The sequence below is a fragment of the Shewanella maritima genome (genome assembly GCF_043643735.1).
GTDB classification, from domain to species: domain Bacteria; phylum Pseudomonadota; class Gammaproteobacteria; order Enterobacterales; family Shewanellaceae; genus Shewanella; species Shewanella maritima_A.
This window is the reverse complement of the sequence record NZ_JBHZSM010000003.1, coordinates 191,368-212,943: the sequence shown is the minus strand read 5'-3', so window position 1 is coordinate 212,943 and position 21,576 is coordinate 191,368. Positions and strand designations below refer to the sequence as shown.

Annotated in this window: 19 protein-coding genes; 4 read left to right on the top strand and 15 right to left on the bottom strand. The window is 41.1% G+C overall.

Features of this window, described 5'->3' with window-relative positions; translation table 11 throughout:
* Positions 1-79 precede the first annotated feature (79 nt).
* The 5 genes from lepA to rpoE all read right to left on the bottom strand — a co-directional run bounded on the left by lepA (position 80) and on the right by rpoE (position 4,766).
* Positions 80-1,870, bottom strand: coding sequence for a translation elongation factor 4 (lepA, locus tag ACHUGF_RS05160; protein WP_394129714.1), 1,791 nt, complete (start codon positions 1,868-1,870; stop codon positions 80-82).
* A gap of 192 nt (positions 1,871-2,062) precedes the next feature.
* Positions 2,063-2,533, bottom strand: a complete 471-nt coding sequence (locus ACHUGF_RS05155) for a SoxR reducing system RseC family protein (protein WP_394129860.1) — start codon at positions 2,531-2,533, stop codon at positions 2,063-2,065.
* Positions 2,534-2,605: 72 nt separating this feature from the next.
* Positions 2,606-3,538 (bottom strand): MucB/RseB C-terminal domain-containing protein, encoded by a 933-nt coding sequence (locus tag ACHUGF_RS05150; protein WP_394129713.1) that lies wholly within the window; start codon positions 3,536-3,538, stop codon positions 2,606-2,608.
* 33 nt (positions 3,539-3,571) lie between these two features.
* Positions 3,572-4,162: a sigma-E factor negative regulatory protein gene (locus ACHUGF_RS05145; protein ID WP_394129712.1), complete on the bottom strand. Its 591-nt coding sequence runs from the start codon at positions 4,160-4,162 to the stop codon at positions 3,572-3,574.
* Positions 4,163-4,187: 25 nt separating this feature from the next.
* Positions 4,188-4,766 (bottom strand): RNA polymerase sigma factor RpoE, encoded by a 579-nt coding sequence (gene rpoE, locus ACHUGF_RS05140; protein ID WP_394129711.1) that lies wholly within the window; start codon positions 4,764-4,766, stop codon positions 4,188-4,190.
* Positions 4,767-5,384: 618 nt separating this feature from the next.
* Here rpoE and nadB point away from each other — a divergent pair.
* Positions 5,385-6,995 carry an L-aspartate oxidase gene (gene nadB / locus ACHUGF_RS05135; RefSeq protein ID WP_394129710.1) on the top strand — a complete coding sequence of 537 codons (1,611 nt, stop codon included), beginning with the start codon at positions 5,385-5,387 and terminating at the stop codon, positions 6,993-6,995.
* A gap of 127 nt (positions 6,996-7,122) precedes the next feature.
* Here the strand turns inward: nadB and ACHUGF_RS05130 are convergent, their stop codons facing one another.
* The 4 genes from ACHUGF_RS05130 to nhaA form a co-directional block, all read right to left on the bottom strand.
* Positions 7,123-7,584 carry a protein YgfX gene (locus ACHUGF_RS05130; protein ID WP_394129709.1) on the bottom strand — a complete coding sequence of 154 codons (462 nt, stop codon included), beginning with the start codon at positions 7,582-7,584 and terminating at the stop codon, positions 7,123-7,125.
* A complete protein-coding gene (locus tag ACHUGF_RS05125) occupies positions 7,565-7,813 on the bottom strand; it encodes an FAD assembly factor SdhE (protein WP_394129708.1) in 249 nt (82 codons plus the stop codon). Before ACHUGF_RS05125 ends, ACHUGF_RS05130 begins: the two co-directional genes overlap by 20 nt.
* Positions 7,814-7,830: 17 nt before the next feature.
* Positions 7,831-8,763 (bottom strand): transcriptional activator NhaR, encoded by a 933-nt coding sequence (nhaR, locus tag ACHUGF_RS05120; RefSeq protein WP_394129707.1) that lies wholly within the window; start codon positions 8,761-8,763, stop codon positions 7,831-7,833.
* 416 nt (positions 8,764-9,179) lie between these two features.
* Positions 9,180-10,364 carry a Na+/H+ antiporter NhaA gene (nhaA, locus tag ACHUGF_RS05115; protein WP_394129706.1) on the bottom strand — a complete coding sequence of 395 codons (1,185 nt, stop codon included), beginning with the start codon at positions 10,362-10,364 and terminating at the stop codon, positions 9,180-9,182.
* Positions 10,365-10,938: 574 nt separating this feature from the next.
* Here nhaA and ACHUGF_RS05110 point away from each other — a divergent pair.
* Positions 10,939-11,790: a thymidylate synthase gene (locus ACHUGF_RS05110; protein WP_394129705.1), complete on the top strand. Its 852-nt coding sequence runs from the start codon at positions 10,939-10,941 to the stop codon at positions 11,788-11,790.
* 150 nt (positions 11,791-11,940) lie between these two features.
* On the opposite strand, the gene ACHUGF_RS05105 is transcribed toward ACHUGF_RS05110, so the two are convergent.
* The 3 genes from ACHUGF_RS05105 to rppH form a co-directional block, all read right to left on the bottom strand.
* Positions 11,941-12,741, bottom strand: a complete 801-nt coding sequence (locus ACHUGF_RS05105) for a sulfite exporter TauE/SafE family protein (protein ID WP_394129704.1) — start codon at positions 12,739-12,741, stop codon at positions 11,941-11,943.
* 35 nt (positions 12,742-12,776) lie between these two features.
* Positions 12,777-15,011 (bottom strand): phosphoenolpyruvate--protein phosphotransferase, encoded by a 2,235-nt coding sequence (gene ptsP / locus ACHUGF_RS05100; RefSeq protein WP_394129703.1) that lies wholly within the window; start codon positions 15,009-15,011, stop codon positions 12,777-12,779.
* Between the two features lie 186 nt (positions 15,012-15,197).
* Positions 15,198-15,716, bottom strand: coding sequence for an RNA pyrophosphohydrolase (rppH, locus tag ACHUGF_RS05095; protein ID WP_394129702.1), 519 nt, complete (start codon positions 15,714-15,716; stop codon positions 15,198-15,200).
* A gap of 949 nt (positions 15,717-16,665) precedes the next feature.
* Here rppH and mutH point away from each other — a divergent pair.
* Entirely contained in the window at positions 16,666-17,337 is a 672-nt protein-coding gene (gene mutH, locus ACHUGF_RS05090) for a DNA mismatch repair endonuclease MutH (RefSeq protein ID WP_394129701.1), read from the top strand.
* A gap of 301 nt (positions 17,338-17,638) precedes the next feature.
* Entirely contained in the window at positions 17,639-18,661 is a 1,023-nt protein-coding gene (locus ACHUGF_RS05085; protein ID WP_394129700.1) for an adenylate/guanylate cyclase domain-containing protein, read from the top strand.
* Positions 18,662-18,704: 43 nt separating this feature from the next.
* Here the strand turns inward: ACHUGF_RS05085 and oxyR are convergent, their stop codons facing one another.
* The 3 genes from oxyR to mnmL all read right to left on the bottom strand — a co-directional run bounded on the left by oxyR (position 18,705) and on the right by mnmL (position 21,393).
* Positions 18,705-19,631: a hydrogen peroxide-inducible genes transcriptional activator OxyR gene (gene oxyR, locus ACHUGF_RS05080; protein WP_394129699.1), complete on the bottom strand. Its 927-nt coding sequence runs from the start codon at positions 19,629-19,631 to the stop codon at positions 18,705-18,707.
* Between the two features lie 134 nt (positions 19,632-19,765).
* Positions 19,766-20,131: an Hpt domain-containing protein gene (locus tag ACHUGF_RS05075; RefSeq protein WP_394129698.1), complete on the bottom strand. Its 366-nt coding sequence runs from the start codon at positions 20,129-20,131 to the stop codon at positions 19,766-19,768.
* A 314-nt stretch (positions 20,132-20,445) separates the two neighbouring features.
* Entirely contained in the window at positions 20,446-21,393 is a 948-nt protein-coding gene (gene mnmL / locus ACHUGF_RS05070; protein ID WP_394129697.1) for a tRNA modification radical SAM protein MnmL/YtqA, read from the bottom strand.
* Positions 21,394-21,576: the final 183 nt, after the last annotated feature.

The following is a 21,576-nucleotide window of genomic DNA, read 5'->3' as shown; positions in this document are numbered from 1 at the left end:
TGTTAACGACACTACATCACTAACGACAACGCCGCAATATGCGGCGTTATCACGGTATCGGCTTTTAGATTAAATCGGATTAATCATTCAGCTTCAACACGGCAAGGAAGGCTTCTTGAGGTACTTCAACATTACCTACAGACTTCATGCGCTTCTTACCTTCTTTCTGCTTTTGCAGTAGTTTCTTCTTACGCGACACGTCACCACCATAACACTTAGCTGTAACGTCTTTACGTAAAGCTTTAATCGTAGAACGTGCGATAATTTGGCTACCCACTGCTGCTTGCACAGCAATATCGAACATCTGTCTTGGAATAAGCTCTTTCATCTTCTCAACCAATGCAAGACCGCGATGACGAATATTAGTTCGGTGAATAATCATCGCCAACGCATCAACTCTGTCGCCGTTAATCAAGATATCAAGGCGAACCATGTCTGCAGCTTCAAAACGAATAAAGTTATATTCAAGCGATGCATATCCGCGGCTGGTTGATTTCAAACGGTCGAAGAAGTCCATCACAACTTCAGCCATTGGTAAGTGATAAGTAATCGCAACCTGATTGCCGTGATAAACCATGTTGGTTTGTACACCACGCTTCTCGACACACAAGGTAATAACGTTTCCTAAGTACTCTTTTGGTACTAAGATATTGGCTTCAACAATCGGCTCTCGAAGCTCTTCAATGTTATTGAGTGGCGGTAAGTCTGATGGGTTATCAACATAAACCACTTCACCATTGGTCATCACAACTTCATATACTACTGTTGGTGCAGTTGTAATTAAATCTAGGTTATATTCACGCTCTAAACGCTCTTGAATAATTTCCATGTGTAATAGGCCAAGGTAGCCAACACGGAAACCAAACCCCAGTGCACTAGACGTTTCTGGTTCAAAGAATAATGATGCATCGTTAAGGCTTAGCTTATTGAGTGCTTCACGGAAATTTTCATAATCATCTGTAGAAATCGGGAAAACACCCGCGTAAACCTGCGGAGTCACCTTTTGGAACCCAGGTAAGGGTTCATCTGCACCATTTTTGGCGTGAGTTAACGTATCACCAACCGGTGCGCCATGAATTTCTTTAATGCCTGAAATCACAAAGCCCACTTCACCAGCGCGAAGTTCAGGTGTATCGGTTTGTTTAGGTGTAAAAATACCCACACGATCAGCTGTGTAGTTTTGTCCAGTGGACATGACCTTAAACTTATCACCTTTCTTTAGCACACCGTGCTTGATACGCACGAGTGACACAACACCTAAGTATGAATCAAACCAAGAATCAATAATTAAGGCTTGTAGAGGCCCATCTTCATCACCTTCTGGTGATGGGATTTTTGCAATAATTTCTTCTAGTACATCATTTACACCAATGCCAGTTTTCGCTGAGCAACGCACAGCATCCATGGCATCAATACCCACAATGTCTTCAATTTCTTCAGCTACACGCTCTGGCTCTGCCTGAGGCAAATCAATTTTGTTCAGTACAGGAACAACGTCTAAATCCATTTCAAGTGCGGTATAGCAGTTAGCCAAGGTCTGAGCTTCAACGCCCTGCCCTGCATCAACTACAAGTAACGCACCTTCACAGGCGGCAAGAGAACGCGAAACTTCATAAGAGAAGTCAACATGGCCTGGTGTATCAATGAAGTTAAGCTGGTATGTATTACCGTCTTTAGCCTTATAATCGAGGGTAACACTTTGCGCTTTAATAGTAATACCACGCTCACGCTCAATATCCATTGAGTCAAGTACTTGCGCAGCCATTTCACGGTCTGATAAACCGCCACATTCCTGAATAAGACGATCGGATAAGGTGGATTTACCATGGTCAATATGGGCAATTATCGAGAAGTTTCTAATGTGTTTCATTATGCTGCTGTGATTAATTACTTAATTTGAATAATAGAAAAGTGCGCAAATTGTACCTGATCAAGGGGGGAATACCAATCAGATTCAGTCAACAGCGCTAAACTAGTCAAAATCAGCAGATAAATATTAACAAGTTGCGACTGATAAATAGATGAGTGACTAACATAGCTAGCTGTACGGGAGTAACGGGGACTAGTCTTGTTGCTGAATGTCGATAGTGTTCTTACCTAAATATTTCACCACGATTGGCGTTGCTTGAGACTCGAGTTTTTTGGCTGCACGTTTGCCAAGCAACCAACCAGCAAACCCACCCAATAAACCTAATATACTAGCAGCCAAATTGGCATCAATATCTAAAGCATAGCCTAAGCTTTGCCCTAAAAATGCCGCTAGCATTAAACCTAACAAAGGTGATAAATACACAATAGCAGCAGCCTTAACCACAACAGATTCAGGTAAGGCTATTTTGAGAATGTCACCAACATCGCAAACTCTGTCAGTGGCAATTGAAAATTGCTGAGTTTTAACCGAAAAAGCTTTAGCCACTGCTGAAGTGCCACATTGTTCACTGTTTTGACAATGATTACATGCACTTTTCAGCTCAACTTCAACTGTTGCCCAGCCGTTATCATAAGCCACCACACTAGCAAGTTCTTCTAGCATGGCGGGCGTATCAGTAGGACAGTTTTCCGGAGTCGGATTCATATATGAACACTACACATTGGTATTGAGTGATTATTTTATCACTAAACTTTGTGCAATTCGCTGCAAGGTATCTGCTGGCATCTTACCTACCGCGACAACTTCAGCATTACCTACGGTTTCAGTCACAATGGATAATCCATTTCGGCTGACTAACTCAGCGGGTAATGGGCTCTCCTTTGCTTTAGCGACATACACAGACACATTCGTTAAGCCATCACTTAACGCGATATACTCTACAGGTTCATGGCTACCAATTAATCTATGATTATCTTTGACGACCATTTCAAAACCTTGCGGCAGCCATGTAAAGTGCCAGTTTTGAGCTTCTTTACGCTCAACAAGATTCATTACTGGCGGCCACTCTTGCTTGCTCGCTTCCACCAAAATTGACGCTGGCTCATCCATTTCAATCAATTCGACGACCATGATTTGTTCTAACAACTGCTTTTCACGGCTAATCACATCAAATCGCAACGGCAGGTAAGTGCTCATATCAACCCAAACTTGCGCATCATAACGATACTCATCTTTGGCAATTAAACGGATCATTTGCCCTGGGCGCCCCGCAATACGGCTTCTTCCACCAATGACAAACTGATAGCCTAATTCTAACTGGGCTAAATCTCCGGCGAGTGAAGCTGGCCAAATACCTTGAATGCGTGGCGATAACACACTGTAAGCAGGTTGGTCGTGTTCAATAAAAGTAACGGTGTCACCTACTCTTACTGCATTTTTGGGTGGACCATTTAAATATTCTAAAAAGGCGACTTCTTGCTCATCAACCTTGCCATGTAAGTAAATAAACGGCCTGATATGGTCGGTTTGTAGTTGGATAACAGAAGATTTGAATTGTTGATGTTTCAGCGCATGACTCATATTTTCGAGCCATGCTTTTGCTGAGAGTTCTTCATTGGCAAATGAAGAGAATGATATTGCTAAAAGCGCTAGCAGGAATACTCGCAAGCTAACTCCTCAGTAGATAGGTCGTTTTCGCTATTATTGCTGATCGTTAGCTTGATTGACAACAATCGGATTTAAGCGCTGTTGCAGCATGTGATCCTGAACATAGGCGTTTACACGACGTCTTTGCTCAACCATTTGCTCATTTGTTTGCTCTTGTGCCGTTTGCTGAACTGGACCAGTTTGTAAACTCACAGGTGAAACACTGCCCACTAATGGTCGTGTGTTCAACACAGGTAATGGTGATTCCACATCAGCACCTGGCTGCTGGTAATTCTGTACACCTACAATCGCAAACATCGCAACAGTAGCAGCAATAGCATATTGGCCAAATTGCTTAAACAAAGGCACCACTTTCGATGAAGATGGCTCAACAACGGTATCTTGTGTTGCTTGCTGCGCTTTAGGCGCCATAACCGTTGGCTCATCTTCAATTGCAGCAAAAATATTTGCTGTTAGGTCTAAATCAATTTTCTCAGGTAATTCGCCACGTATTGCATCACCAATCATATGGTAACGTTGCCATTCCTGATGAGCTTCAGAGTCAGAAACGAGATGTTCAACAGTATGTTTATCTGCTTCACCATCGACAATTTCAGAAACCCATTCTTTATTTGATTTAAGCATTATTCACCTATCAATATTCAGGCTGTTACTTTTCCAACAAAGGTTGGAGCTGTTTATCAATTGCTTCACGAGCACGGAAAATACGCGATCTTACCGTTCCCACTGGGCAATCCATGACATTGGCAATATCTTCATAACTCATACCATCGAGTTCACGAAGTGTAATTGCCATTTTCAATTCTTCAGGCAGTGTTTCTAATGTATTGAAGATAACCTGATTGATTTCTTCTTTAAGTAATAAGCGCTCTGGAGTTGCTAACTCTCTTAAAGCGTCATTACCATCATAAAACTCTGCATCTGCTACATCGACATCATTTGCAGGGGTTTTACGCCCTTGAGATGTAAGATGGTTTTTCGCAGTATTCACTGCAATACGGTACAACCAAGTATAAAAAGCGCTATCACCTCTAAAGTTGGCTAAAGCTCGATACGCTTTGATGAACGCTTCTTGAGTTACATCTGACACATCTGCCTGATTTCTTACATATCGAGAAACCAAACTCATCACCTTATTCTGATACTTCAGGACTAACAGATTAAATGCGTTTTTATCACCTTGTTGTACTTTTTCAACGAGTTGTTGATCACTATATTGTCCACTCATCCGAGCCGACTACTCCTAAATCTGTTTACTGATTTCTCAGACGCTCGAATTACGTTCACATTTATAGACTGGCCTATGTGAAAAAAGTTCGATGCAAAATTAAAAAAAATTTATTTTATGCGACTCATAGTCTCAAAATGCGATCTAACGCTCAAAAAACGAGCAAGCCATAATTTTTGCTATCATTGTCCAATACACGTCAACAACCCAATAAGCCATTGTTTTGCCTATAATAAAACAAATTAATGGCTAGTAACGCATATTCTTGATGCTATTTGATCGATCTAAGCAAAATATTTTATTCGATCTGTTTGGCGATCATATTATTGCGGCATAGCTTGCTTTACTGCAAAAATTGCTTAGATATTTTTTCATATCTAGCATGACAACCAATAAATTGACCAAGCTAGCGCTAACGAAGCCATGAGCAATATATATTATCGTATTATTCAGCGTTTAACTGAAAAGATCGCGACTATCTGGTCACAACACTACACGATTAGATCATAATAAATATTATCATTGATCATGATTGTTGTTGATCAAACTTGGCAATGTATACCTTTATGTGCCATTTTGTTTTACCATATACAAACCTCAAATCTCGTTTAGAACCCGATGAACCAAGCCGTTGAACATCAAGCTGATATATTAGTAATTGGCAGTGGTGCAGCAGGATTAACGCTTGCTTTACACCTAGCAGAGCAGCATAAAGTTGCTTTACTCTCCAAAGGGCCATTATCTGAAGGCTCAACTTTCTACGCACAAGGCGGGATCGCCTCTGTATTTGACGAAGAAGACACGATTGAGTCTCATGTTGAAGACACACTTGTTGCAGGTGCGGGGCTGTGTGACAAGCAAGTCGTCACCTACACTGCCGAAAATGCACAAAGTGCCATGCGCTGGCTAATTAAATGCGGTGTCGACTTTGATAAAGAGGAAGTTGAACAAGGCTCACAAGCGGATGCCCCTTATCACTTAACCCGCGAAGGTGGGCATAGTCATAGGCGCATTCTTCATTCAGCTGACGCAACGGGAAAAGCAGTGCAAACAACGTTGCAACAACAAGCACTTGCCCATCCGAATATCCAAGTACTTGAGCGGTATAATGCCATTGACTTAATTACCACGCGCAAACTAAACCGTCCTGGCAATCGTGTACTAGGTGCGTACGTTTGGAATCGCGATCGTGAGCACGTTGAAACAGTTGCGGCAAAATTTGTGGCTCTAGCGACAGGCGGCAGCTCCAAGGTTTACCAGTACACTTCCAACCCAGATATTGCCAGCGGTGATGGTATTGCCATGGCATGGCGTGCAGGATGTCGTGTGGCGAATATGGAGTTCAACCAATTCCACCCGACATGCTTATATCATGCTGATGCTAAGAATTTTCTATTGACCGAAGCATTACGCGGTGAAGGTGCGTACTTAAGACGTCCTGATGGTTCCCGTTTTATGCCCGAATTTGATGCGCGTGCCGAACTTGCCCCTCGTGACGTGGTCGCACGCGCCATTGATTTCGAAATGAAACGCTTAGGTTCTGATTGCTTATATCTCGATATTAGCCATAAACCCGCCGATTTTATTATTAAACATTTCCCAACCATACATAAACGCTGTTTGGAATTAGGCATTGATATCACCACAGGCCCTATCCCTGTTGTACCTGCTGCCCATTACACCTGTGGCGGAGTGATGACTGACCTGCACGGTCAAACCGACATTAGCGGACTGTATGCTATTGGCGAAGTGGCGTATACAGGCCTGCATGGTGCAAACCGATTAGCAAGCAACTCTTTATTGGAATGCCTTGTATTTGCACGCGCAGCCTCACAAGACATTGAAGCTCAGCTTCATAAAGTCAACCTACCACAAGCCATACCAACCTGGGATGAAAGTAAGGTAAGTGACTCTGATGAAGAGGTGGTCATTGCCCATAACTGGCATGAGCTACGCTTATTTATGTGGGACTATGTCGGGATTGTGCGAACCGATAAACGATTAGAACGTGCGTTACGCCGTTGTTTAATGCTGCAACAAGAAATCCAAGAGTATTACTCAAACTTTAGAGTTAGCAATAACTTACTAGAGTTACGTAATCTTGTTCAGGTAGCTGAATTGATTATCCGAAGTGCAATGGCAAGAAAAGAGAGTCGTGGGCTACATTACAACCTAGATTATCCAGATAAGCTTGATGATCCTCAGCCTACGGTTTTACAACCTAAATAATATTCTCATAGTTTAAGATACGCCCGGTGTATTTAAGTTCATTCTCAATATGGGCTCAGTGCAGTGGGTGTATTCGATTTTTCGCACGGCTACCTAATCGAAAATTGCCTCACAAATAAGCGGTGATTTACCTAGCTTGCAGAAGCGTCCTGCATAGATGATGATACTGCGAGTCTGTTAGCATATCGGCAAATACCATCAACATTCGCTTATTTTTAGCGTTGTTTGGATCACACAGCCAAATCACCGCCATAAAAGGACTTACCCATGGCGGCTTACATTGCACTAAACAAGACTGATTCACTTGAATGTGCTGAACATCACTTACCAAACTAATCGTCAGCTGCACCTGCCAGTGCCATAGTTGCCTTAGCAGGCTCACTACTATCCCAGTAGTTAATAAGCAGCAAGTCCAAAAGAGAGTTTGGAACCATGCATTATCTGATGCTGGCCAAAGAATAAAACTGGTGATACTGACAGCGCTTAACGACAATAACGTTAAGCGCATATTGAAAGATGCCTTTAACTTAACGGCAACGATAGAGGGAAATGAAGATGAGTTCGCTAAACTAAGCTTTGGCTCTGCCACGGACAGTTGCAACCATGTTGGCGAGATCTGGATCTGGGCACTCTTCGTGGCCCATAAACCAAGCAAAAAGTTCAGGATCTTCACACTCAAGTAATCGAATAAAGGTGCGCTTACCTGACTCAGATAACCCTAAATACTTTTCTTCAACGAAGGGCTGGAATAGAACATCTAACTCTAACATACCACGACGGCAAGCCCATCGAACTCTGGCAATATTCATTAATTCCAACGGTCACTCCTTACACATTATTCTGTAAACGCAATACGATGATCATAGTCTTGGACCTGTGGATCAAGCCCTGCAAATAAGTCCGTGAAATCGGTGTCTAATAAGCGTTTCACGGCAGGATGTTGGATCATGCGTTCTGCAAACATTACATGATATTCTTCTTTGACATCGGCGGTTTCACCGAGCAAGTGCATCCCTTGTGCAAGTATATCATGACGATAGACACTCGGTGCGACAAAAATTCCACGTTTAAAATATCCAAACGCCTTCATCATTGCCGCATCATCAAACTCACCTAACACGCTGACGTTTAAGTTTTTCTCAGCAAACCATCGATGTAGTTGTTGCCCTAATGAACTGTGTTTACTCGGGATAAGTAACTTTTCATGTTCTAAACATTGTGGAAAGCCAACACTTATAGGATTAGAACTGAAAAAACCTACACCGCACTCCCCCAATTTTTTCGACAAAATATCCGGATACTTTAACGATTCACCTGCACAATCAGACAAAATCATATCCAATTTGTGCTCTCTTAAACGCTGTATTAAGTTTTCATGGGTAGCTTCATAACAGGCTAAGTGCATGGACCCATCGCTAGGTATAACACTCAGTAAAACACGACTACTCAATGCCTTAGATAACGCATCAGCAATCCCAACTTCAAAGAGGATACTCTCATCTTTATGGTAGTTAAGCACATCTAACATTTCGTAGCTGAGGCTGAACATTTTATCGACATAACGATAAACCAGCTCACCCAGCTCAGTCGCTTCAAGGTTACGACCGACTCGTTTGAATAAGCTGCCCTTTAAACGATCTTCTAAAGAACGGATTTGGCCTGTAATGGTTTGTGGAGCCAAACATAATGCTTCTGCTGCTTTTGCAACTGAACCTTTACGTTTCACCATCCAGAAATAATAGAGATGATTATAATTAAGGTGCTGCATACCTGATATCAACCTGAAAAGTTTGTAATCGTGTGTTCAAAACTGTAATGCAGACTAGCACACTCTGTTAAGGGTTGTATTTAATCACTGTATAAAAGTCTGCACTCATTCCCCCATATTTTTTGAGTAATGTGTAAGCAAATAACAAGTAAGAAAACTAAAACGAAGGAAAAGAGTAGCAATGAACTGAGGCGTGTGCTGCATAAAAAAATCCGATAAACCAAGTTTATCGGATTTTTAAATACTAATTAAAGTACTCAGAGGTATTGTCAATCAATGCTTATCTAGTGCATCTGAACGCTCAATATAAGATTTAACTAACAAACAAGTTATTTAACTGACCGACAATCCATCAAGCTATAGAGTCGGCTTTTACCGGTGCCACGATAAACATGGCACCCAATAATACAGCTAACCTAACTCTTTTCACCCTCAGCTTCCTTCTTTGGCAATGACTTGTCTAACCAAACATAACCAATAACAGCAGCAATGAGTGAGCCCGTTAAGATACCTAATCTTGCAAAATCACCGAATGCATCTGGTGCATTCTCAAATGCCAATGAAGAGATAAATACCGACATAGTGAAACCGATACCACACATGAATGACACAGGTACAATTTGCATCCAACCAATATTCGGTGGTAACTCAGCTAGCTTAAGTTTTACAGCCGCCCAGCTAAATAACATGATACCAATTGGCTTACCAAGTAATAGACCTAAGATAATACCTAAGGTAATAGGCTCAGCTAATGACGAAACAGACATACCTGACAATGATAATCCAGCATTTGCGAATGCGAATACAGGCAGAATCAAGAATGCGCTCCATGGGTGCAAACTATGCTCTAGGTGCTCAGATGGCGATGAACCGTCTTTAGCACGTAATGGAATACAGAACGCGATGATGACACCTGCTAATGTTGCGTGAACACCAGATTTCAGTACAGCAACCCATAGGATCACACCAAGTAAACCGTAAGGAATTAGTGATGTGACACCTCGGCGGTTAATTATCACCATACCTGCAATAGCTATTGCTGCGACAATCAAGCTTGTCACCGATAGGTCTGCACTGTAAAACAATGCAATAATCACGATAACACCTAAGTCATCAATAATGGCTAAAGCCAGTAGGAATACCTTCAATGCAACAGGTACGCGGTTACCTAATAGCGCCATGATACCAAGTGCAAATGCAATATCAGTTGCAGCAGGAATCGCCCAACCTACTTGTGTCATTGGGTCGCCATAGTTGAACATTAGGTAGAACATAGCAGGGAATACCATGCCACCAATCGCTGCAAAAGTAGGTAGCGATGCTTTTGCTCGGCTAGATAATGCGCCTTCAAGCAATTCGCGCTTTACCTCTAAACCAATCAAAAGGAAAAACAATGCCATTAAGCCATCGTTTATCCATAATAGTAATGGTTTATCAATATCTAATGTGCCGACACGAACTTGTAGCTCAGTGTTCAAAAAACCATCATAAAAAACCGAAAGCGGTGAGTTAGCAAAGATCATTGCCAGCACCACAGCTCCCATTAATAAAATACCTCCAGCCGATTCTTGGCTTAAGAAGTTTTTAATCGCGCGTTCCATATATCACTCCAAAAAAATCAATGGCGCTAGTCTAACTAACTATTAACAAATATAATAATCGAATATTTCAGCAGAATAACTCGGAAAAACCGAGCTGAACAACACATTTATGCGATCCACCTCACAACAAAGTGGATAAATGAGAACAAAGAACACTAAAGGTGAATAACTTTGCAGGGAAATCACACACAAAATTAAGCAAATTATTCACTTTTATGGGTAAATTCTGTATCAATCAGTATCTCAACCAAAAAAATATGTAATATTTTCGCATATTTTATCAATCGCTTTTTCATCAACTTACGTCTTATTAGCTGTTAACTGACATGAAGATGTTTTGGAAAAGCTGACTTCATTTGCCTAAACATGCCCAGCAAGTTAGCTAATAAATAGCCTATTAATCATAGCTGAACTAAACCTGCTGTGATTGAAGCTTTTGGGTTATTTTTTATCGGTATTCATTCAGAGTGATACAACAAACAGTTTATAAACCTGTGCCATTAGGTATACTTTGCAGCATTATAAAATTGCGTTGCCATTAATAGGTCAACCAACACCGTTTGAGTTACCCCACATGAAACAATACTTAGAGCTTTGCCAACGTATCGTCAATGAAGGCGTTTGGATTGATAATGATCGTACTAACAAACGCTGTTTAACAGTCATTAATGCTGATCTAACATACGATGTCGCCAATAATCAATTTCCACTGGTAACCACCCGTAAAAGCTTTTGGAAGTCAGCCATCGCTGAAATTCTCGGTTACTTACGTGGCTACCAAAATGCAGCTGACTTTAGAGCTTTGGGCACAAAGACTTGGGACGCTAATGCAAATGAAAATGCCGCTTGGCTAGCAAACCCTAACCGTAAAGGTGAAGATGATATGGGGTTAATCTATGGTGCATTGGGTCGTGCATTCCCAAAACCAACGGGTGGCAGCGTCGATTTACTTCGTAATATTGTAAATGATCTATCTAACGGAATAGACAACCGTGGTGAAATCTTAACTTTCTTACACCCAGGAGCATTTGAGCTCGGTTGTTTACGTCCTTGTATGTATGAACATCACTTCTCATTATTGGGCGATACACTGTACCTCAATAGCACTCAACGTAGTTGTGATGTGCCGCTCGGCTTAAACTTTAATATGGTTCAAGTATATGTGTTACTAGCTTTAATGGCGCAAATAACTGGGCATAAACCGGGTAAGGCGTACCATAAAATTGTGAATGCTCATATTTATGAAGATCAACTCGCACCGATGCGTGATATTCAATTAAAGCGTGAGCCCTACCCCGCGCCCAAATTAATCATTAATCCTGAAATCAAATCGTTAGAAGACATTGAAACTTGGGTGACATTGGATGACTTTAAAGTTGAAGGTTATGAGCACCACGATGCGATTTCATATCCGTTCGCAGTCTAAATCACCAAAGTGAATCGTAACTCAAAGAAAATGACACATGTCGCTTAATTAGGGTATGTGTTTTTTTATGAAAGTAAAAGCTAAAGACATTCAATGACAACCAGTAACTCTGTCACTCAATTATCAATAGTCACATTTCAATCTCAAAATTTAATACAGCATAAGCCTTAGCCCAATCACTAATAGCAATAATGCAAAAATACGTTTGAGCACCTTAGTTGGCCATGTACTGGCAGCTTTAGCACCAATGGGAGCAAACACCATAGAACTCATTATGATGCCAAATAAAGCGGGTAGAAAAATATACCCTAAGCTAGCATCAGGCATATCTTTCGCATTCAATCCTGCAATGATGTAACCCAATGTCCCTGAGCAAGCGATGAGAAAACCAGTGGCAGAAGCAAAACCGACTGCGTGCTTCATTTGCAGACCACAGTAACAAAGAAATGGCACAAGCAATACGCCACCACCGATCCCCATTAACCCCGCAATAAAGGCAATTACCACTGAAACCGACAGCAATATACCAAAGCTTGGTAACTTGCCTTCTCCTTCAGGTTTGAGCGGAAACGCCATTTGGATAGCCATCAGAACAACAAAAACAGCAAATATTTGCTGTAAATTCTCAGAGGGAATAAGCTCAGAGACAAACGCCGAAATTAATGCGCCAATGACAATGCCTGGCAAAATAGGTTTAAATAGTGGCCATGGAATATTGCCTCGCTTATTGTGCGAATTCGCAGACGACAACGAGGTTAAAATGATGGTAGCCAAAGAGGTCGCAATTGCAACATGGGTCAATTGCGCTGAAGTCACCCCAACCCAAGGCAGAATATAGATCAATGCAGGCACAATAATGAGTCCGCCACCAATGCCTAATAATCCTGCTAAAAAGCCAACAATTGCGCCTAACAGCAGACAAATCATAAACACCAGCATCAAACTATCCACAGACTAACCCCTTACAACTAATCACCTTGAAAAAACTATTGAATAACATCATCAAACCCGCGTTGTGCAATGAATTGATGCATCACGGCTTTAACTTGATACGCATCATCCAACGTAAGTACTTGTGATAACACACCTTGCAGCTCATGGCGGTGTACTCGCCGCAATAAGTAATTGATACGCGCCAAGCTAGCTTGGTTCATACTCAGTTTGTTATACCCCATAGCGACCAGTAACAAAGCACCAATTGGTTCACCCGCTAGTTCGCCGCAAATACTAATATCCAATTGGTATTTTTCAGATTCGGTCACAGCGAGCTTCAGTGCTCTCAAAACACCAGGATGAAAACTATCAAACAAGCTACTGACACTGGGATTGTTACGATCCACTGCGAGTAAATATTGAGTTAAGTCATTACTGCCCACTGAGATAAAATCCACACGGCTGGCCACTTGTGGTATTTGAAATAGTAACGCAGGAATTTCAAGCATGATGCCTATCTTAGGGCGTGTGATATTCAAACCTAAGTCTTGGTTTAACTCATTTAACGCCTGGTCTAAATATGCTATCGCTTGATCAACTTCTTCGATATTACTCACCATAGGCAATAGAACATGCAATTGCTCAGAGTTAGCAGAGGCTTGTAACATGGCACGAAGTTGAACTAAAAATAACTCGGGATGATCAAGTGAAAAGCGAATACCTCGCCAGCCCAAAAATGGATTATCTTCGTTTATAGGGAAATAAGGCAGGGGTTTATCGCCACCAATATCAAGTGTTCGCATCACCACACTTTTCCCTGAAGCCGCGGCTAAAATACGTCGGTATACCGTAATCTGCTCGGCTTCACTAGGGAAGCCTTGATGTAACATAAATGGAATTTCAGTGCGGTATAAACCAATGCCATCGGCCCCGTCGCCAATTTGAGACTCAAGACCTGTCAACAAACCCGCATTTAAATATAGCTGAATGGAATAACTATCTAAGGTTAAAGTAGGTTGAGATAACTCAGCCACGAACCGTTTTTGTCTGGCGATATCAGCATCGAGTAGTGCTTGATATTCAGCTACCACAGATTTAGAAGGTGATACCAGTATCTGCCCTCTTGAAGCATTCACAATGAGCTGCTTTTGCTCTATATCAGCTGAGAAAATATCTTCAACAGCGACAACGGCAGGAATATTGAGTGCGCGTGCTAGAATTGCGGTATGTGCATTAACACCGCCATATTGGGTAACAATGCCGGCTAATTTATTACTAGGAAGCTCAGCAAGCAGCGTCGCATCCACTTCTTTGGAGATGAGAACAACGGGTTCATCGAGTGTCATCGCCAGTTTATTCGGCTCAATTAACTGGCGCAGCATTTTATGCCCCAGTTCACGAATATCACTGGCTCGCTCTTGCAAGTAGACATCTTGCATGGCTGCAAATTGATTAATGTATTGCAGTGAAACTTTACTTACCGCAGTTTCAGCTCGCCATCCAGCTTTCACCAATGCAAGGTATTCTCCACCTAAACTGTGTTCATCAAGCAAAGCTGTGAAAGCGTTGAAGATAGAGGCAACTTCGGTCGCTTTATCCTGTTCAAGGCGTTGAGCAATGCCCTTTAATAGCTCAATACATTTATCTCGGGCAGCTAATAAGCGTGCGACTTCTAATTCAATGTCTTGACAGTGCAGCTCAGGCTGCTCAATAGAAATCTCACCACCCAGCACTAAACCCTTCGCAATAGCAATACCCGGGGATGCCGATGTCCCGTTGAATATTACCTGACTTTGCTGCTGATTTAGTCGTGCTTTGCGCTTAAACCCGCGCACCATGGATGCAATTTGCGCCGCTAGAGTCATCAAAAAAGCTTCTTCAGACTCATTGAATTGTCTAGCCTGACCTTGCTGGATAACGATAACACCAACAAGACACTTTTGATAAATGATTGGCGCGGCTAAAAATGCGCGGTATTCTTCTTCATTCGCTTGCGGGAATAGTTGGAAACGTGGATGAATACGGGCATCGGCTAAATTAACCAGCTCTTCACGCTCAGCGGCTAGGCCAACTAAGCCTTGTGAAAGAGGCATAGCAACATAACCTACTGCGCTTTGCGCCAGACCATCAGTTGCAGATAAGATCAGTTGTTGCTGCTCAAGAATGTAAATTGAGCAGCATTGGGTCTCCATCGCTTCTTTTGTTTGCGACACTAAAGTCGTTAAAGCTGCCTCAAAAGAATCAGCAGACGCGACGGATTGGGTAATATCCCTTAGACTGGTTAACACTGATTCAATCCCCTTTGAAGCAGTTAAACCAATTAGCACAAATATGAGATCATTCTTTCTGGTTAACATCACTTATAACTTCGTTAGAAATTTTGAAGTTAGCACAACTAACTCACTGCAATTTCTGCCTTGTTTTAAGCGATTTTTCCTGCGTAATCTCTGATCACTTATTTATCCCAATTGGTATTAATTTCTGTGGCGACCTCTTCGTTTATGGAACTCTTTGTTCTGAAGCCCCATTGTTGTAGATGCAAATTCTTTCATGACTTTACGATAAACGTCCCGTTTAAACGACACGACCTGTCGCACAGGATACCAAAAGCTGACCCATCGCCAGTCATCAAACTCAGGATGCCCAGAAGAATCTAAGTTAATCGCACTTTCATGACTTTTTAATTGTAGTAAATACCATTTCTGCTTTTGACCAATACACACGGGTTTGCTGTCATGACGAACCAAGCGTTTAGGTAATCGGTATCTTAACCAAGAACGTGAAGTAGTGAGAATTTTTACATGTTCAGGTCGTAAACCGACTTCTTCATACAATTCACGGTACATAGCTTGTTCAGGCGTTTCACCATCATCCACGCCACCTTGTGGAAACTGCCATGAATGTTGTCCATAACGCCGTGCCCACATGACTTGGCCAAACTTATTACAGATAATGATGCCCACATTGGCGCGAAAACCGTCGCTGTCAATCACATGGACTCCGAAATCTCATTAAATTGTTTATTGCCTTGATTGTTTCATAAAGCATGATTATCAGCAAATGCTCAAAACAATAAAAACTTGGATAAAATCACGAAGCCAACAACTTTATCAACAGAACAAGTTTTTATTTCTTCGAACTATCCACAAAATCTGTGGATATGTCTGTTCGAAACTTGAATAAAGATTGAGATCGAATATTTATCATACAATAAAAGTACATTAAAAAATAATAACCAAAAACGTTTAATCATTTAAAAACAGCAGCTTAATATAGTCACATCAATTTAAAGCTATAACAAAACTGACGGAGTACAAAAAACACACAGTTGGTTTTTATCTTTATAAATGAGTATTGCCCAATAAAGTTATTCACAAAAAACAATGAAAAAAAATGAAATTATCCAATTTATTTATGTAAAACGACGTTGACCAGCTTAAAAATATCCGTTATAGCCATATTTTTTTAAAGTTATCCCAATTTTCTGTGGATAACTATGTTAGAAATCTAAGGGAAACCCTTTGTATTTGGTCTTACCTTTCAACCAAAAGTAGATATAAATAAATAAAAACCCATATTAAACATGCGCATAGCAGGTTTTAACATAACAGAATAAAGAAAAATTTATTAACGCTGCATTTTTAACCACCCATAACGATTGTCATAACCAGTATTAATAGGTTTTATATTGGCTGAACAATTCACTGCCCAAGAGCTATAAAGCAGTGACCACATCATTATACAAGCCACCATATGTTTGCTAGTATCTTTGCCTTATTAAGGCTTTTTACTCAGAACATACTCAGCAAAATTGAGAATCATACCGCGATGATGTTCAAGCAATATAATCATGGCTTTTCAAAATGAAAAACCATAATAGTTTCATGTTATATAAAGCGTATTTAAACCCACTATTTAACCAAACTGTTATTTGAGTCGACCATGCCAAATCAACCTCCCCAGACAATAGATGAGCTAATGACGCGTGCGCATGCAATGGCCGGCGTGACTTTGGGTGACTTAGCCAATGAGCATGGTATTGAGACACCACAAAACCTAAGAAAAGATAAAGGTTGGGTTGGGCAACTGATTGAAGCAGAGCTTGGTGCTTTGGCAGGTTCAAAACCTGAACAAGACTTTCTGCACCTTGGCATTGAGCTCAAAACTATCCCAGTGGATCACACTGGTAAAGTGCTGGAAACGACTTATGTCACTGTTGCGCCATTAATCAATATTCAAGGGCTCAGTTGGGAGAAGAGTGTGGTATTTCACAAATTACAGCATGTACTGTGGATCCCAGTTCAAGGCAGCCGTGATATACCTATCGCCCAAAGACAAATCGGTAGCCCCGTCCTATGGCAGCCAACTCAAACCCAAATGATTGCTTTGCAACAAGATTGGGAAGAAATCATGGAAATGATTGCTCTAGGCAAAGTTGAACACATCACCGCAAGACATGGTGAAGTACTGCAATTACGCCCCAAAGCCGCCAATAGCCAAAGTTTAACAGAATCCATTGCCAGTGATGGCTCAATCAAATTATCTAACCCACGCGGTTTTTACTTGAAAACAGCCTTTACTCAACATATTTTACAGCAAGCATTTAATGGGTAAGTTGCTAGCTAGACCTCCTCAACCAGCTGAATGAACTACCTAGCAAACCTAATTTAGCTAATCACAATATAAATCACACCCCAACTTAGCGTTTATAACTGTGCCACTCACATCCGAAAAGCAGATTTAAGTTTAACTTTATTACTCTCATTTGATCTAAATCACACCTTGCACTAACAAAACCAAACAAATTTCTATAAAATACCCACCTTATTTTTGCTATAGATATCGAATTTATTCAGTGAGAGCACGCCGTCAGTCGAAAAAATTATTATTTGCAATTATGGCTTGGGTTGTTGCTATGGCTGCTTTTGTATTTTTTCGATATTCACAATCCCCCGAGTTACCACAATGGGCTATTGGCGTATCCGATCTCGCGACTCTAGCTATCTTTATGGGCATTGTATTTGGCAGCCTACACTGGATGTCCAACGTTATAGCCGATGTCAGCGCAATTAGCCGTCTCCCCTATATTTTCTCCGTCATTTTTAAAGGCCTATTTTTATTACTGGGTGCCATGACGCTTGCTTACGTGACTCAATTTCTAAATATGTGGGCCATTGAGAACCATATGGTCACGTTAAGACAAATGCTCACTGCCCACATTCTATATACACCTGCATTTCAGGCATTAATAATGTACTTGGTTGCAGTCAGGGTTGGGCTAGCATTTATTGAACAAATGGCACTATTGGTTGGCCCACGAGTATTAATGAATATCGGTATGGGCAAGTACCACCAACCTAGGTATGAACAAAGACTATTTTTGTTTATCGATATGGCCTCTTCGACAGCTCATGCTGAAACGTTAGGTGACTACCGCTTTAGTCGCTTAATTCAAGATAGCTTCAGCATGCTGGCAGATACTGTTAGTAATAACGATGCTGAGATTTATCGATACATGGGCGATGCGGTTTTAATCCACTGGCCGCTTGAAGAAGGTATTAAACAAGATCGCTGCATGAACATTTACTATGAGTTTTGTCAGCAGCTAAATTGGCAACGCCCTTACTTTGAAGAACAATACGGCTTCGTTCCAAAATTCAAAGCCGCTGCGCATTGTGGACAAGTCGTTGCTGCAGTCGTTGGCGTACATAAACAAGAGATCAGTTTCTTTAGTGATGTACTCAACACCCTCGCTAGGCTGCAAGATCAATGTAACCCACTTGGGCAAAGAATGCTTATTTCAGGTGAGTTGGCACACCGATTGGAAATGCAAAACTCTGAATATCAACTTGATAATCTTGGGATGGTGAACCTCAAAGGTAAACAGCACCCAATTGAAGTTTTTGCTGCGTCCATAAAAAAAACGATAAGCAATTAACTTATCGTTTTAAATCAAGCGTAAATTAGTTATTCACACCAGCTTATCTCTTTTTTACATCATCTGCTTGTAATAACAATTGTTGCTTAATTGCCAAACCTAAAGTACGGAATGTTTTGATACGGCTAGTGGTTTGACGCCATACCAACCCAATATCACGATAAGGTGCTTCCCCTGGTGGAGCCATTATCTTTAATTCTGTGTCATGTAAGATACCGGCATCAATTGCCATTTGCGGCAAAAATGTTGTTCCTAACTTGCTATTCACCATCTGCACTAGAGTATGCAAGCTTGTGGCAGCAAATGGGTTAATCTTGGCACTATTACCTAACTGACATGCTGTAATGGCATGCCCTGTTATACAGTGTTCACTCTGCAGCAAGAAAATACTTTCATCTGGCATTTCTTGGTAATCAATCGGCGTGGCAACATCAACAGACAATTCTTTATGAATAACCATTTTAAAAGGATCGACACCGACTTTCATACTGTGGAAACCACTGGTATCTACAGGTAATGCCAATATCAATAAGTCCAATTCACCTTTGCCTAGCGCATCAAGTAAACGCTCGGTGGTATCTTCTTTCAATAATAGTGTTAAGTCTGGATAGTCCTTTTGGCACATTTTGACCACACGACTTAACAAAAAAGGCGCGATGGTTGGAATACAGCCCAAACGGATTTCACCGGTCATAGGCTCACCTTGGTGCTTAACCAACTCAACTAAATCGTCGACATTGGTTAGTATGCTGCGTGCACGCTCAACCACCTCATCACCAATGGCTGTGAACATGAATGACTTATGATCACGCTCGATTAATTGATAACCCAATTGTTCTTCCAAATTTTGTATGCCACTTGAAAGCGTTGACTGGCTAACAAAACATTTTTTTGCTGCACGGTTAAAGTTTTGCTCTTGATGCAAATTCACTAAATAGAACAAATTCTTGAGGCTGGGTAAGTTTTTCATAAAACCGATGACATTAAATAGATTTAATTAGAATAATGAATGCTAAGAATGTGCTAAACAAGTTTAAAGATCACAATCCCAGATTTTAGATACAAAAAAAGCTCCCTCAGGAGCTTTTCAGTCAAAACCAAAGCTTATGACTTGGCTTCTAAGAATAACTTTAATTGTTGCAGATCACTTTCTGCGTGTTCAACAATAGTCGCTAACCAACCTTTGTTTTCAGCATCCCAAGCGGCTTCTTCACCGTGTTGTAATAACTGAGCTAACTGTTGGATACGCTTAAGTCCTACAGAACCTGCAGCGCCTTTAAACTTGTGGGCTTCTGCACATAATGTGTCTTTGTCGTCTGCTTCACTTGCCTTAACTAAGCTCCCTACATACTCAGGCATTAACTGTTCAAACAACACGACGCTTTTTAATAACGTACCAGCTCCAATTGCACTGATATATTGCTCAAGTGTATTTAAATCCAAAATCGAATCTAATTGCGTTGTGGCCATTTAGGGCAACCTCATAAGATGGGTGAAAAAATTAATTAGCAATTATCATACTCAGGTTTATAAGCGGTGCAACCATTGCGAGCGGATAAAGGTGAATAGTTAGAGCTATTTAACAATTTAATAACAATTTAGAAAACCGAGCTTTACCTTCATACAAACTAGCAACACTCGCGGTGTTTATTTTGCCAACAAAGTAAAATCTTACAACATAATCGACAGCTAATATTCACATAAAACCTAACAATTACAAACACGTGTTTACTCACAACCTACTTGATAAACTATCCCAATCGCAATCTTGCAACAACTGTAGTTTAATTGTTCGATCTATTGGCGGAAAGTACATTAACTTCACAACCTTGGCCACCGTGCTCGCGAAGCTGATCAACGATTGCAACTAATCCTTCCCACCTAAAAGCGCACCAGTCAGGTGCCAGCAACATGGGTTTCTTTGCATAAGCGGTGACCCGATGAAAAATAATATTCAAAGGCGTCATACGGATAAGTTTTGCTACACTAGCTGCATACGCCTCTTTAGTCAGGGTTTGCAGCTTTTGATTACGCCACTGCTTGGCCATAGTACTCCCCTCTACAATATGTAGCGGATGTATCTTCAAACCATCAACCCCGGCGGCAAGTACAGCTTTTAAACTGGCTTGATAGTCAACGTCTGATTCCCCCGGTAAACCAAGGATCAAGTGAGTGCATACTTTTAAACCACGTTTTCGGGCACGCAACACGGTATCTTCATACTGACTAAATTGATGGCCGCGATTAATTTTCTTCAACGTCTCGTCATTGGCTGTTTGTAAACCCAGCTCAAGCCATACATCGATACCTTGATTTTGATATTCAAGCAGTAAATCTAACACCGCATCAGGTACGCAATCTGGTCGAGTACCTATATGCAGGCCGACCACATTGGCATCAGCTAGAGCCTGATCATATTTTTGCTTCAAGACCTGATATTCATCATAGGTACTAGTATAAGCCTGAAAATAGGCAATATATTTCGATGTCGATTGCTTGGCACTGGGTAACAGGTTTTGCTTACCTTGGTGAAGTTGGGCTTCAATACTCTGGCCTGTTCCTTGCTGCTCATTAAATGAAGACACATTACAAAAAGTGCACCCCCCTTTTCCTAATGAGCCATCTCTATTTGGGCATGTAAAAGCAGCATCTATAGTCAGCTTTTTAATACGTCCACCGTATTTTTGCTTACACACAGCACCAAAGGTGTTTACGAAATCATCCAAGCCCATATGCTAACGCCTCAAAAGTCTGCCAGACAAAAAGGGCGCTATTTTAGTGATAAGTTAAACAATAAACATGGTGCTAAATCAAAGAAGTGTTAAATAGCCTCAGTAACAACTAGGAATGACACAACTTTCATCCTACGTTTTAAACAAAAGTTTCAGATTTTAAATTAACAGAAGTGAATATTT

Excerpts from the sequence above, each read along its gene's own strand:
- lepA (WP_394129714.1), bottom strand. The coding sequence starts at position 1,870 with ATGAAACACATTAGAAACTTCTCGATAATTGCCCATATTGACCATGGT.
- ACHUGF_RS05155 (WP_394129860.1), bottom strand. The coding sequence starts at position 2,533 with ATGCTAGAAGAACTTGCTAGTGTGGTGGCTTATGATAACGGCTGGGCA.
- ACHUGF_RS05145 (WP_394129712.1), bottom strand. The coding sequence starts at position 4,162 with ATGCTTAAATCAAATAAAGAATGGGTTTCTGAAATTGTCGATGGTGAA.
- rpoE (WP_394129711.1), bottom strand. The coding sequence starts at position 4,766 with ATGAGTGGACAATATAGTGATCAACAACTCGTTGAAAAAGTACAACAA.
- nadB (WP_394129710.1), top strand. The coding sequence starts at position 5,385 with ATGAACCAAGCCGTTGAACATCAAGCTGATATATTAGTAATTGGCAGT.
- nhaR (WP_394129707.1), bottom strand. The coding sequence starts at position 8,763 with ATGCAGCACCTTAATTATAATCATCTCTATTATTTCTGGATGGTGAAA.
- nhaA (WP_394129706.1), bottom strand. The coding sequence starts at position 10,364 with ATGGAACGCGCGATTAAAAACTTCTTAAGCCAAGAATCGGCTGGAGGT.
- ACHUGF_RS05110 (WP_394129705.1), top strand. The coding sequence starts at position 10,939 with ATGAAACAATACTTAGAGCTTTGCCAACGTATCGTCAATGAAGGCGTT.
- mutH (WP_394129701.1), top strand. The coding sequence starts at position 16,666 with ATGCCAAATCAACCTCCCCAGACAATAGATGAGCTAATGACGCGTGCG.
- ACHUGF_RS05085 (WP_394129700.1), top strand. The coding sequence starts at position 17,639 with ATGGCTGCTTTTGTATTTTTTCGATATTCACAATCCCCCGAGTTACCA.
- oxyR (WP_394129699.1), bottom strand. The coding sequence starts at position 19,631 with ATGAAAAACTTACCCAGCCTCAAGAATTTGTTCTATTTAGTGAATTTG.
- ACHUGF_RS05075 (WP_394129698.1), bottom strand. The coding sequence starts at position 20,131 with ATGGCCACAACGCAATTAGATTCGATTTTGGATTTAAATACACTTGAG.
- mnmL (WP_394129697.1), bottom strand. The coding sequence starts at position 21,393 with ATGGGCTTGGATGATTTCGTAAACACCTTTGGTGCTGTGTGTAAGCAA.